The sequence below is a fragment of the Pseudomonas sp. R28(2017) genome (genome assembly GCF_002112505.1).
GTDB lineage: Bacteria > Pseudomonadota > Gammaproteobacteria > Pseudomonadales > Pseudomonadaceae > Aquipseudomonas.
Window position 1 is genome coordinate 1 of sequence record NZ_NEHW01000028.1, and the last position, 12,315, is coordinate 12,315.

A 12,315-nucleotide genomic window follows, 5' to 3' on the forward strand; every position below is an offset into this window, starting at 1 on the left:
TGTGGACCGAGAAAGGCACCTACATCATCCCGATCAACCCGAAAGAGACCGACTACGAGAACACCCTGAACTACGCCTACGACGACCATCACATGCGTGACCTTCGCGTGCAGCGGCTGATCGGTGGCGAGTCGATCTCAACCAGCCCGCAGCCACGCACCGTGCGCACGATCTCGCGCTTTCGGGTACTCGCCGATGACGGTGTGAACGTCACCGTACGGGCCGCGCAAAACATCCGCGAGTTCCGCAAGGAAAGCCTCAAGCACTACAGCGCCGACCTGACCTACACCCTGGTCCGCGCCGAAGGCGGTTTCAGGATCCACCGCAAGGTGATCAGCCTGATCAACAGCGACGATGCCCTTGCCGGCATCGGCTACATCCTCTGAGGCCAGGCCGATGAACGATCAACTGCTCGATGTGATCGTCCAGGCTCGCGAGGTGCAAGGCGGCGACGTGGTCGTCCTCGAACTGGCCGCCGTCGATGGCCGGGCGCTGCCGCGTTTTGCCGCCGGCGCCCACGTCGACCTGCACCTGGCCCCCGACCTGGTCCGCCAGTACTCGCTGTGCGGCGACCCGGCGCAGGCCAATGTCTATCGCCTTGGCGTGCTCAAGGACAACCAGTCCCGCGGCGGCTCCGTGGCGGTGCACGAACAGCTGCAGCCCGGCACACCGATGCGCATCAGTGCACCGCGCAACCTGTTCCCGCTGGCCGACGATGCGCAACGCTCGATCCTGCTGGGTGGCGGCATCGGCATCACGCCGATGATCGCCATGGCCCATGCCCTGCACGCCCAGGGCCAGCCGTTCGAGCTGCACTACCGCGGCCGCTCGCGCAGCCGCTGCGCCTTCGTCGATGAACTGCTGGCCGCGCCGTTCGCCGCCAGCGTGTTCACCCACTTCAGCGACGAAGGCCCCGAACAGCAACTGGACCTGGCCCGCGTGCTCGGCCCGGGCAGCCCCGGCGTGCACCTGTACACCTGCGGCCCGACGGGCTTCATGGACTGGGTGATCGAAGGCGCACGCCGGCAAGGCTTCGATGAGCAGCACATCCACCACGAGTACTTCCAGGCCGAGGTCGACACCTCGGGCGACAGCTTCGAGGTGGTCGCCGCGCGCAGCGGCAAGACCGTGCAGGTGCAAGCGAGGCAAACCCTGACTGCCGCCCTGCGCGAAGTGGGCGTCAAGGTCGAGGTGTCGTGCGAGCAAGGTGTGTGCGGCACCTGCCTGTGCGATGTGCTCGAAGGCGAACCTGACCACCGTGACCACTACCTGACCGATGAGGAGAAACAGAGCAACGAACAGATCGTGCTGTGCTGTTCCCGGGCGCGCGGCAAGCGCCTGGTGCTGGATATCTAGAACAACAAAAACAATACGTGACAGACAAGCGGGCCCCAGACCTGCAGAGCCCCTCTGCCCAGTTGAACCACTGCCCAGACCTTGTACTGATCACATTTCCAGGATTACCCCATGGATCTCAAATGGCCGTTGCGTGCGAAATCGTTGTGCTTGTGTGTGGGCACCGTGTTACCCCTGACCAGCTTCGCCGACGTGGTGGATGAGAGCCACCTGTCGCTGAATTTTCGTAACCTCTACCTGAACCGTAATTTCACCAATTCCAGTGCGCCGGTGTCCAAGGTCGGCAACTGGTCGCAGGGCTTCGACCTGCAGTTCGAGTCCGGCTACACCGACACCCCGTTGGCCGTTGGCCTTGATCTCAATGGCCAGTATGCCTTTCGCCTGGACTCCACCGGCAACGATGGCTCGCTACCGTTCAGCCGCCATCGCCAGCAGGCTGCCGACGACTACAGCCGTGGCGGCGCGACGCTGAAGCTCAAGTACGCCAAGACCCAGGTGAAGATCGGTGACCAGAAGCCGTTCTACCCGGTCGCCTCCAACGACCCCAGCCGCCAGCTCGACACCATTTACCAAGGTGCGGTGATCGAGTCGCGCGACATCGACAACCTGACCCTGGTCGGTGGGCGCTTCTGGTCGATCGTCACCCGCGAGTCATCCAACCACGAACGCCTGTACCGTTATGGCACCAACGACAGCCTGGACAGCGATGGCCTGGACTTCGCCGGTGCCACCTACAACTTCACCCCGGATCTGCAGGGCAGCTACTTCCACGGCGTGCTCAACGACATCTACAAACAGGACTATGGCGGCATCAAGCACACCCTGAAGTTCGCCGACGGCTACCAGCTGAAGACCGACGTCGGTTACTTCAACAACCGTGAAGACGGCGCCGCACGCAGCGGCCCGGTGGACAACCGCGCCTACTTCGGCCTGGTGACCCTGGAAAAGAGCGGGCACATGATCGGCGCCAGCTACCAGCGCATGACCGGCGACACGGTGTTCCCGACCCTGAACGGCTACGTGCCGCAACTGTGGCTGCCGAACTGGGCGAGCATCCCCTTCATCCGCCCGGACGAGCGCAGCTGGTCGGTGCGCTACGGCTATAACTTCGTGGCCATGGGCATCCCCGGCCTCAAGCTGTTCACCCGCTATATCAAGGGCACCGACGTCGATCGCGGCCCGGGCCTTGCACGGGACCAGGAAAGCGAGCGCGACATCATGCTCAGCTACGTGGTCCAGAGCGGCCCGCTCAAGGATCTTTCGGTCGACCTGAAGAACATGCGTACCCAGCAGAAATACGGCAGCGACTACACCGAGTACCGCCTGATCACTTCCTACACCTGGAAGTTCTGGTAAGTGGCCCGCATGGAGATGGCTCATGACTAACCTCAACACCAGCATCACCCGCGACACCGACCCACGCACCATGCGCCGCATCGTCATCGCCTCGGTGCTGGGCAACGCCCTGGAATGGTACGACTTCTTCCTCTACGGCACGGCCGCGGCGCTGATCTTCGCCCCGTTGTTCTTCCCCGCCGGCACCGACCCGGTGCTCGGCACCCTGGCCTCGTTCGCAGGCTTTGCCGTGGGTTTTCTCGCCCGCCCGCTGGGCGGCCTGATCTTCGGCCACATCGGCGACAAGGCGGGGCGCAAAAAGGCCCTGGTGATGACCCTGGCGATCATGGGTGCAGCGACCTTCGCCATGGGCCTGTTGCCCACCTTCGAACAGGCCGGCTACCTGGCCCCGGCGTGCCTGGTGATCCTGCGTGTGCTGCAAGGGGTGGCCTCGGGCGGTGAATGGGGTGGCGGCGTGCTGCTGCTCAGCGAGAACGCACCGAAGGACCGCGTCGGTTTCTATGCGGCCTGGAGCCAGCTGGGCGTGTCGGGTGGTTTTGTGCTCTCGGCAGCGGCCTTCTACCTGGTACAGATGCTGCCCCATGAAGACATGATGAGCTGGGGTTGGCGCGTGCCGTTCCTGGCCAGCATCCTGATCTTTGGCGTCGGCGTGTACATCCGCCGGCGCCTGCCGGAGAGCAAGGCCTTCGTCGAGGAACAGGCACAGGCGGACAAGCCCGAGCACATGCCGGCCATGGAAGTGCTGCGCAAACACCCCAAGGCGGTGCTGCAGGCCATGGGCATCCGCATCGCCGAAAACGGCAGCGCCTACCTGTTCCTGGCATTCACCATCGCCTACGCCAAGTTCACCGGGCTGGACACGCAGCTGGTGCTGGCCAGCGTGATGGTGGCGATGATCGTCGAGGCCGGCACCATCGTGTTCTGGGGCTGGCTGTCGGACATCATCGGCCGGCGGCTGGTGTATGCCATCGGCTCGGTCGGTTTGATGGTGCTGGCGTTTCCGTTCTTCTGGATGCTCGATACCCACTCACCCGTCTGGGTGTACCTCGCGGCATTGCTGGGCATGGCCTTCTGTCATGGCGCGATGATCGGCACCCAGCCGGCGCTGATGGGGGAGCTGTTCCCGCCCAAGGTGCGGTATTCCGGATTGGCCATGGGGCATGAAATTGCCTCGATCTTCTCCGGTGGGTTGGCACCCTTGGCGGCGACGGCGTTGTTCAGCCTGTACAAGGATGCCTGGCCGGTGTCGGTGATGCTGGTGGTGATGGGGGCCATTACCACGCTGGCGGTGATTACCATCAAGCCGCAGGCCAAGGCCTAGATTTACCCGGTTTTTGCCCGGGCCTTTCCGTGCGGGGAGGGTTCGGGCATTTTTATTTCTTGCATCTGGCCTCTTCGCGGGCAAGCCCGCTCCCACAGGTACTGCGCAAGTCTTGAGGCTTGCGAGGACCCTGTGGGAGCGGGTTTGCCCGCGAAGAGGCCGGCCCAGGCAGCACCTTTGCCATTGAAATTGCCCACCCGTGCCAACCTCTTGCCCCTGCCTGCCAATCCACCCTCAAGCCATTCCGCCCTGCGCGAAGCCCCGGTAGCCTGCCGCGAGCCCAACTCGCGTCGCGGAAAACAACAACATGACCAACGCCTTGAGCATCCACAACAAGATCACCCTGCTCGCCAGCCTGTGCCTGGCTGCCGTCGTCGTGCTCCTCACTGCCTTGGCCCTGGCCCAGCGCCAGAGCAGCGAAGACCAGGTCGGCAGCAGCGCCAGCGACATGCTGCTGGCCGCCGCGCGCAACAACCTGCGTGCCGAAGGCCAGGCACAGGCGCTGCAGATCCAGCAGGGCTTCGCTCACGCCTACACCTTTGCCGAAGGCGTCGGGCGCCAGGTCATGCACCTGCGCCAGCGCGCAGGCATGCCCCCTGCCGAGCTGCGCCGCGACCTCACCCAGGTGCTGCGCGATGCCCTGGCCGGGCGCCCGGAGCTGCTGGGGCTGTTCATCACCTTCGAGGCCAATGCCCTGGACGGCCACGACGCCGACTTCCCCGGCCGGCTGGACCTGGGCAGCAACGACCAGGGCCGCTTCGCCCTGTACTGGCTGCAACCTGGCCCCGGCCAGCTGCAGGCCGTACCGGGCGACGAGAAGATGCTGGCCGACACCTCGCCCGGCCCCAGCGGCGCGCCGTTCAATGCGTTTTTCAGCTGTTCGCGGGCCAGCGCCAAGCCTTGCCTGCTCGAACCCTATGTCGACAGCTCCAGTGGCACGGCGCGGCTGGTCACCAGCCTGACCCTGCCCCTGATCGACCAGGGCCGCGTGGTGGCGGTGATCGGCCTGGACATCGACCTGGCGACCCTGCAGCGTGATGCCGAAAAGGCCGCCGCCGCGCTGTACGACGGCCAGGGCGATATCGCCATCGTCAGCACCGCCGGGCTGCTGGCCGGTGACAGCAGCCACCCCGAACGCCTCGGTACGCTGCTCAAGGCACGCCACCCCGAGCAGGCCGCTGCCATGCTCGACGCCGCAGGCGCAGGCCATACGCAGGCGTTCGAGGATGCCCGGCACATGCGCATGCTGGTGCCGATCCAGCCCTTGCCTGAAGCCAGCCCCTGGGCCGTGCTGGTCAGTGTCGGCAAGGACGTGCTCGGCGCGCCGGTGGCCGCCCTGCAAGAACAGATGCGCACCCAGCGCCTGCACAGCCTGGCCCTGCAGATCGGCCTGGGCCTGGGCATCGCGCTGTTGGGCGTGGCGATGATGTGGCTGACCGCACGCAGCGTCAGCCGCCCGCTGTTGCGGGTTGCCTACCTGCTCGAAGACATCGCCGAAGGCGAAGGCGACCTGACCCGGCGCCTGGCCTACCCCGGCAAGGACGAACTGGGCCGCCTGAGCCGCGCCTTCGACCGCTTCCTGGAACGCCTGCAACCGGTGATCGCCCAGGTCCAGGGCGGTGTGCGCGACACCCGTGACACCGCCGACCAGTCGGCGCGCATCGCCAGCCAGACCAGCGCGGGCATGCAGCAGCAGTTCCGCGAGATCGAACAGATGGCCACCGCCCTGCATGAAATGTCCGCCACCGCCCAGGCGGCGGCCCACAGCGCCGCGCAAGCCGCCGAGGCGGCGCGCCATGCCGACCAGGCCACCGGTGCCGGGGTGCAGGTGATCGAAAGCACCACCCAGGGCATCCAGGCCCTGGCCACCGGCATGAGTGAGGGGATGCAGCGCCTGAATGCATTGGCCGCAAGCAGCGAGCAGATCGGTGCAGTGATGGGCGTGATCCTGTCGATTGCCCGGCAGACCAACCTGCTCGCGCTCAATGCGGCGATCGAAGCAGCCCGTGCCGGTGACGCCGGCCGCGGCTTTGCCGTGGTCGCCGACGAGGTCCGCGGGCTGGCCCAGCGCACCCAGGCCTCGGTGGAAGAGATTGGCGCGATCATCGACAACCTGCGCAACGGCACCCACGAGGTGACCGGCGCCATGCAGCACAGCTACCAGCAGGCCCAGGCCAATGCCGAACAAGCGCGCCAGGCCCTGCAGGCGCTGGCGCAGATTCGCCAGGCAGTCAGCGTGATCACCGACATGAACGTGCAGATCGCCTGCGCCGCCGAACAGCAGAGCAGCGTGGCCGAAGAGGTCAACCGCAACGTCGAGGCGGTGCGCGATGTCACCGCCTCGTTGTCCGGCCAGGCCGAGCGCTCGGCGGGGATCAGCCAGCAGTTGAACGACCTGGCGTCAGAGCAGCAAGGGCTGATCGAGCGCTTCAAGGCCTGAGGCAAAGCGCGGCGCCAGCCCGGCCTGGTGCAGGCGTTGCACCAGGTTCGCCAGGCGCGCGTGGCGGTAGGCGTCGATGTCGGTATCGCGGTAGTCGTAGAACCCCACGCTATCGCGCAGGCCGTTACGCCCGCTGGCCATGTTGTCCAGCACCGATGCCGGTGCCTGGTAGCGCTCGCCCAGGTGGCGGCTGAGGTAGCTTGATGCGTGGTGCAGGATGTCACCACCGCCCCAGTCGATGAACTCCAGCAGGCCCAGTACCGAGAAGCGCAGGCCAAAGCCGGTGCGTACGGCCAGGTCGATCTGCTCGGCGCTGGCCACCCCCTCCTCGACCATACGCGCCGCCTCGTTCATCACCAGCGCCTGCAGGCGCGGCACGATGAAGCCGGGGGTGGCGTTGCACAGCACAGGCACCTTGCCGATGGCCTGCAAGGTGGCCAGCAGCTCGGTAACCACCGCTTCGCTGGTTGCGGCGCTGCGTGAGACTTCCACCAGCGGCATCAGGTGCGCAGGGTTGAGCCAGTGGGCGTTGACCATGCGCCCAGGCGCGCTGACCATGGCGGCCAGCTCGGTGACCAGGAAGGTCGAGGTGGTCGAGGCGATGATCGCGTCCGCCGCCACATGCCGGTCGATCCAGGCAAAGGCCTCGCGCTTGGCTTCGAGCACTTCGGGCACCGCTTCGAACACCAGCCGGCAACCTGGCAGCGCCTGGCCGCCCTCCCGCAGTGTCTGCAGTTGTATCCGCGACAACAACCGCTCGGCCTGCTGCGCGCCGATCAGTTCGAGGGCCACCAGGCGCTGCGCCTCGACGGCAAGGTTACGCCTGACCGCCTCGAAATAGCTGGCCTGGGCTTGCGCCTGCCGCGCCTTCAGGTCGATCAGGCTGACGTGGACGCCGGCCTGGGCGAAGGCCAGGGCGATGCCCTCGCCCATCCGCCCGGCACCGACCACGGCAATGCGCTGCAATGGCCCGCTCATGGCGCAACACCGTTACGCAGCAAGGCCGCCATCTGTTCACGGTCGAGCTCGGCCAGGCCGAGGTTTTCCAGGGTGCGGCCTTCGCCATACAAATCACGCCCGGTCACCGCCGAGGCCAAGGCCAGCAAGCCCTGCGCCACCGGCGTCGGCACGCCGGCCCAGCGCCCGACCGAGACCAGCAGCGACAGCCCCAGGCGTGTGTCTTCGAGCATGTAGCGGTGCTGCTGCAGGTCGATGTTCTCGCGCCAGTCGCCGCTGTCAGTGAGCTTGCCGTGGGCGCCACGGCCGTACATCCACTCATCGCCCTGGTCAGTGTTGTAGTGGTCGGCCAACGGGAAGTGCGGCGCCGGGTAGCCCAGCGCCTCGCGCACGCGCATGCGTTCGGCATCCAGTTCATTGGTCACCCGGCGGATCGACGGCTGGGTGCCTTCGTTGTGGATGTCCCACGACGCGAAGTGCTCCAGCGGCCCGGCATTCATCAGGATCAGCGGCGGGTGAATGACCGGCCCGGCGTTCATCAAGGCACCGCTCAGGGCATCTTCGATCGGCTCGACGCTGGGGTAGGCCTCGCGCAGCACGCTGAAGGCAGGCGCCGACAGGCGGCTGGGCAGCACGCCAGTCGGCAGGCGCGTGGCGTAGGCACTGATCACCAGCTGGTCGGCGCCATGCTTGCGCACCAGATAAGGCAGGGTACCGGTTTCGGCGAAGGCCACCTCGGCCAGGTTGCCACAGTCACGCATGGCCTTGGCGAACAGGTAGCTGCCGAAGGTGCCGGGCGGCAGGAACACCACCTGGCCGGCGCTAAGCAGCGGCGCGACTTCAGCGGCCAGGGCCGCGTGGCTGGTCGCCGGCAAGGGGATGATCACCAAGTCCGCGCCCTGCAGCGCCTGGGCCAGGTCGCTGACCAGCTGCAGGTTATCGCCAAGGGCCAGCTGGCGGGTGCCGCGATAATCGCGCACGGTGAGGCTGCCCATCGCCTGCAGGGTTTTCAGGGCCGTAGCGTCACGGCGCCAGAGCCGGGTGGCATGGCCACGCTCGGCCATCTCGACAGCCGCTGCATAGCAGCCGTGGCCACCGCCAAGAACAGTGATTTGCATGGGTGAAACTCCGCGTGTGTAAGGTAGGCCGATGCTAGCCATCACGCGTATTGCCAGCGCTGCGGATCGCGCAGGCACCCTACCGATTGCGCAGCTTTCAGCCCCTGAGCGTGGCCGAGGGCGGGCAGCCGAAGCGCTGCCGGTACTGCTGGGTGAAATGCGCAGGGCTGTTGATGCCGAAACGCAGCAGTACCTCGGTCACGCTCCCCTCGCCTTGCTGCAGCGCCGTGTGCACCGCCTGCAGGCGCCGGTCGCGGATGTACTCGACCGGGGTCTGCCCGAGGAACTGGCGAAAGCCGTTCTGCAGCGTGCGCACCGAAACGCCACTGAGCGCACACAGGGTGGCCAGCGCCAGCGGCTGGTCCAGGTTTGCCTCGATGTACTCGCGGGCCCGCCGCACATGGCTGGGCAACGGGGTGCCTGCCGGTTGCCGCAGCGCAGCGCAATAGTTGTGCGGCAACTGGGTCAGCAGCAGTTGCACCAGGTGATCCACCAGGCCCTGGCGTAATGGCGCCAGGCTCAGTTGCAGGGCGAACAGCCGGCACAGGTAATCCAGGGTCAGGCCCAGGGCATGGACGCCTGGGTGGTCGGCGGCGAGCGGCACCTCGAATACCAGCGGCTGCCCCAGGCTACGCCCCAGCAGCTGCTGCAAGTGCAGCTCCAGCGCCTCACGGGGCATGCTCAGCACGGCATTGCGGCAGGCGCCGCCAGTGACGATACGGCTGCTGGTGAACGGCGAGCAGACGCTCAGCCCGCCCGCCGCCACGGCCGCATGCTCGCGGCCGTGGCTGACTTCGCACTGCCCCTGCAAGGTGGTGCGGAACAGGTACTGCGCGCCTGTGCCCTCCAGGCTGACCTCCACCGGTGCGTCGTAGTGCAGCTGCAGCAGGCGCGCGCCGGCAAACTCCACGCCGCTGACCTGCAACTGCGGCGCAGCATCGTCCAGCACCCGCAGCCGATGCGGGCAGAGATAGCGGGCCAATTGCACCTGCATCTCGGCCACATCCTGCGAGTGAAACAGCGGAAACCGCTCCAGCAGCTGGATGTCCGCCAGCATCTCAGGCCTCGCCGGGGTGTTCGCGGCGCATGCTGTCACGGAAGCACTTGCAGCCCTTGGCCAGCAGCACGATGGCCAGCAGCGAGGCAGCGAAACTGACGATCGACATCGATGAGCCGACCGCTGCCGGGGCGCCAAAGTAGCGGTCGGTGATCAGCGCCACCAGCGTGGTGCCCAGGCCCAGCCCGAGCAGGTTGCTGATCAGCAGGAACACCGCCGACACCTGGGCGCGCACCTGGTTGGGCGAGAGGATCTGCATGGCGGCCGTGGAGGCCGGCATCGGGAACGAGGCGAAGAACATCGCCGGCACCAGCAAGGTCACCGACAGCCACAGCTGGTCGACCTGCGAATACAACACCGCCGGCACGATCATGCCCACCGCGCCGATCACCCCGGTGCGCATGGCCGCATCGCTGCGCCCGCGCTTGGCCAGGTGGTCGGTGAGCCAGCCGCCGAACACCACGCCGGTGGTGTTGGCCAGCAGCAGGATGGTGCCGAGCATGAAGCCGGCCTGCTCGGGGCTCATGCCGAACTTGCGGATGTACAGCGCCGGGGTCCAGCTCATCATGCAGAACAGCGCCATGGCGTAGAACGAGAAGCCCAGGTAATGGCAGCCGAAGGTCGCCCGATGGCGGCCGATGAAGCGCAGGCCATCACTGAGGCGAACCTTGCGTACAGTACCGTCGGCGTCCAGCTGCGCACCCTTGCGCTGTGGGTTGCGCACGGTCAGCCAGACCAGCAGGCCGACGATCACCCCGGGCAGCCCGACGATGAAGAACGCCAGCTGCCAGGCTTTCATCGCGCCGAGCAAGGCCACTTCGATGGTTTGCGCGTCCTTGAGCAGGGTGATCACGTAGCCGCCGACCAGGAAGGCGATGCCACCACCGACGAACGAGCCGATCGAGTAGATCCCCACGGCGCGGCCGAGCTTCTCCTTGGGGAACAGGTCGCTGAACATCGAGTAGGCCGAGGGCGACAGGGCCGCCTCGCCTACCCCGACGCCGATGCGCGCCAGGAACATCTGGGTGAAGTTCTTGCTCAGGCCGCAGGCGGCGGTGGCGAAGCTCCAGAAGATCACCCCCACGGCAATGATGCGCGGGCGCGAGAAGCGGTCGGCCAGGTAGGCGATGGGCATGCCCATGAAGGCGTAGAACAGCGAGAACGCCAGGCCGTGCAGCAGGCTGAACTGGGTGTCGCTCAGCTGCAGGTCGGCTTTGATCGGTTCGATCATCAGCGCCAGGATCTGCCGGTCAACGAACGAGAAGATGTAGGCCACCATGCACAGGATGACCACGTACCATTCGTAGAAATAGCGTTTGTTCTGCTGCTTGAGGTGTTGCGCTTGGGTGAGAGTATTCATGCTCGCGAATTCCTGAAGGGACAGCCTGGAAAGGGATTACAAGGCAGTGACCTGTCAGTAACAGGCGAGCGCACGCATGGCGGGGTTACGCATGACCAGTGACCTTTATTCTTATTGGAATGGTGTATGGCGATTACTTGAATTTCAGCCAGTCCTTGCACCCTGTGGGAGCGGTTGTGCCCGCGAACACCGGCAAAGCCGGTGCCATGCACCGCGGTGTCTGCTTCGCGGGCATGCCCGCTCCCACAAGGATTGAGTCAGGGCTTAGCCTGCTTGCAGCGCCCGTGGCCGGTGGCTGCGTTCCTCGGCCTCTGGGGCCTTGGCGGTCTGCAGCTGGAAGTCGAACGACAGCTCGGCAAAGCGCTCGCCCTTCACACCTCGGTCACGGGCCGCTGCGGCATCGTCGACAAAGCGCAGGTCGCCGATCAGGCCGTCGCGGGTGGCATAGGCGAAGTCGTCCCACAGGTACTTGTCGCCGGCAAAGTTGATCTGCGTGGTCAGGTGGCGGTGGCCCGGTGCCGAGATGAAGAAGTGCACGTGGGCCGGGCGCTGGCCGTGGCGGCCAAGCAGGTTCAGGCATTCCTGGGTCGGGCCCTGGGGATCGCAGCCATAACCGGACGGCACGATGGAGCGCGCACGGTAGCGGCCTTCGGCATCGGTGACGATGCGTCGGCGCAGGTTGTACTCGGACTGAGTGGAGTCAAAGTACGAGTAGGTGCCCTGGGTGTTGGCATGCCACAGGTCGACGGTGGCGCCGGCCAATGGCTGGCCATCGGCATCGAACACCTGGCCCTGGAGGAACATCACCACGCCCGGATCGGTGCCGTCGTCCATGCGCGCTTCACCCTCGGACAGCGGTGCACCGGCCACGTACAGCGGGCCTTCGATGGTGCGCGGGGTGCCGCCGCCCAGGCCGGCCTCGGCGTCCTTGGCGTCCTGCAGCAGGTCGAGGAAGTGCTCGATGCCCAGGCCGGCCGCCAGCAGGCCCGCCTCGTTGCGCCCGCCCAGGCGGTTGAGGTAGTCGACAGCATGCCAGAACTCGTCCTCGCTGACCTCCAGGTCTTCGATCAGGCGCGCGGTGTCCTGCAGGATGCGCAGAATGATCTGCTTGAAGCGCGGGTTGCCTTCGGCCTGGCCGAGGCCGGCCACTTGCTCGAAGAAGGCCTGGATATCGGCGGTGTGGGAGATCTTCACGGTCATGTCTGCTTACCTCGAATTGTTCTTGTCAGGTAGTCGTGGTTCAAGGGTGAATCAGCGGTCGTCGCTGTGGATCGACGAGGGGTGGCGGCACAGGCCGTCGACCTCGATGTCCATGTACGGGAACAGCGGCAGCTGCATCAGCGTGTCGTG

General features: G+C 66.2%; 11 protein-coding genes and 1 pseudogene. 6 read left to right on the forward strand and 6 right to left on the reverse strand.

What is annotated here, in order from left to right; translation table 11 throughout:
* The 6 genes and pseudogenes from CAF78_RS27305 to CAF78_RS29160 all read left to right on the forward strand — a co-directional run.
* The coding region (locus CAF78_RS27305; RefSeq protein WP_085673188.1) for an aromatic-ring-hydroxylating dioxygenase subunit beta at positions 1-386 on the forward strand (386 nt) is incomplete at its 5' end.
* A gap of 10 nt (positions 387-396) precedes the next feature.
* A complete protein-coding gene (locus tag CAF78_RS27310; protein ID WP_085673190.1) occupies positions 397-1,356 on the forward strand; it encodes a PDR/VanB family oxidoreductase in 960 nt (319 codons plus the stop codon).
* A gap of 111 nt (positions 1,357-1,467) precedes the next feature.
* Positions 1,468-2,712, forward strand: a complete 1,245-nt coding sequence (locus CAF78_RS27315) for an OprD family outer membrane porin (RefSeq protein WP_085673192.1) — start codon at positions 1,468-1,470, stop codon at positions 2,710-2,712.
* Positions 2,713-2,734: 22 nt separating this feature from the next.
* Positions 2,735-4,033, forward strand: a complete 1,299-nt coding sequence (locus CAF78_RS27320; RefSeq protein WP_085673194.1) for an MFS transporter — start codon at positions 2,735-2,737, stop codon at positions 4,031-4,033.
* Between the two features lie 1,426 nt (positions 4,034-5,459).
* Positions 5,460-5,615 (forward strand): annotated as a pseudogene (locus CAF78_RS29155) (HAMP domain-containing protein); the annotation flags it as partial.
* A gap of 132 nt (positions 5,616-5,747) precedes the next feature.
* On the forward strand, positions 5,748-6,473 hold the full coding sequence (locus CAF78_RS29160) for a methyl-accepting chemotaxis protein (RefSeq protein WP_371856925.1): 726 nt from the start codon (positions 5,748-5,750) through the stop codon (positions 6,471-6,473).
* On the opposite strand, the gene CAF78_RS27330 is transcribed toward CAF78_RS29160, so the two are convergent.
* From CAF78_RS27330 to CAF78_RS27355, 6 genes are all read right to left on the reverse strand, one after another.
* Positions 6,435-7,451, reverse strand: coding sequence for a 3-hydroxybutyryl-CoA dehydrogenase (locus CAF78_RS27330; protein ID WP_085673198.1), 1,017 nt, complete (start codon positions 7,449-7,451; stop codon positions 6,435-6,437). The genes CAF78_RS29160 and CAF78_RS27330 overlap by 39 nt on opposite strands.
* The gene (locus CAF78_RS27335; RefSeq protein ID WP_085673200.1) at positions 7,448-8,548 is read right to left on the reverse strand and encodes an NAD/NADP-dependent octopine/nopaline dehydrogenase family protein; all 1,101 of its coding nucleotides are present in this window, start codon (positions 8,546-8,548) and stop codon (positions 7,448-7,450) included. Before CAF78_RS27335 ends, CAF78_RS27330 begins: the two co-directional genes overlap by 4 nt.
* Positions 8,549-8,645: 97 nt before the next feature.
* Positions 8,646-9,605 (reverse strand): AraC family transcriptional regulator, encoded by a 960-nt coding sequence (locus CAF78_RS27340; protein ID WP_085673202.1) that lies wholly within the window; start codon positions 9,603-9,605, stop codon positions 8,646-8,648.
* A gap of 1 nt (position 9,606) precedes the next feature.
* Entirely contained in the window at positions 9,607-10,965 is a 1,359-nt protein-coding gene (locus CAF78_RS27345) for an MFS transporter (protein ID WP_085673204.1), read from the reverse strand.
* A gap of 264 nt (positions 10,966-11,229) precedes the next feature.
* Positions 11,230-12,165, reverse strand: a complete 936-nt coding sequence (gene catA, locus CAF78_RS27350) for a catechol 1,2-dioxygenase (protein ID WP_085673206.1) — start codon at positions 12,163-12,165, stop codon at positions 11,230-11,232.
* A 51-nt stretch (positions 12,166-12,216) separates the two neighbouring features.
* On the reverse strand, positions 12,217-12,315 hold a 99-nt coding region (locus CAF78_RS27355), incomplete at its 5' end, for a muconolactone Delta-isomerase family protein (RefSeq protein ID WP_305881761.1).

Coding starts and splice junctions, on each gene's coding strand:
- CAF78_RS27340 (WP_085673202.1), bottom strand. CDS start 9,605: ATGCTGGCGGACATCCAGCTGCTGGAGCGGTTTCCGCTGTTTCACTCG.
- CAF78_RS27310 (WP_085673190.1), top strand. CDS start 397: ATGAACGATCAACTGCTCGATGTGATCGTCCAGGCTCGCGAGGTGCAA.
- CAF78_RS27330 (WP_085673198.1), bottom strand. CDS start 7,451: ATGAGCGGGCCATTGCAGCGCATTGCCGTGGTCGGTGCCGGGCGGATG.
- CAF78_RS29160 (WP_371856925.1), top strand. CDS start 5,748: ATGGCCACCGCCCTGCATGAAATGTCCGCCACCGCCCAGGCGGCGGCC.
- CAF78_RS27320 (WP_085673194.1), top strand. CDS start 2,735: ATGACTAACCTCAACACCAGCATCACCCGCGACACCGACCCACGCACC.
- catA (WP_085673206.1), bottom strand. CDS start 12,165: ATGACCGTGAAGATCTCCCACACCGCCGATATCCAGGCCTTCTTCGAG.
- CAF78_RS27335 (WP_085673200.1), bottom strand. CDS start 8,548: ATGCAAATCACTGTTCTTGGCGGTGGCCACGGCTGCTATGCAGCGGCT.
- CAF78_RS27345 (WP_085673204.1), bottom strand. CDS start 10,965: ATGAATACTCTCACCCAAGCGCAACACCTCAAGCAGCAGAACAAACGC.
- CAF78_RS27315 (WP_085673192.1), top strand. CDS start 1,468: ATGGATCTCAAATGGCCGTTGCGTGCGAAATCGTTGTGCTTGTGTGTG.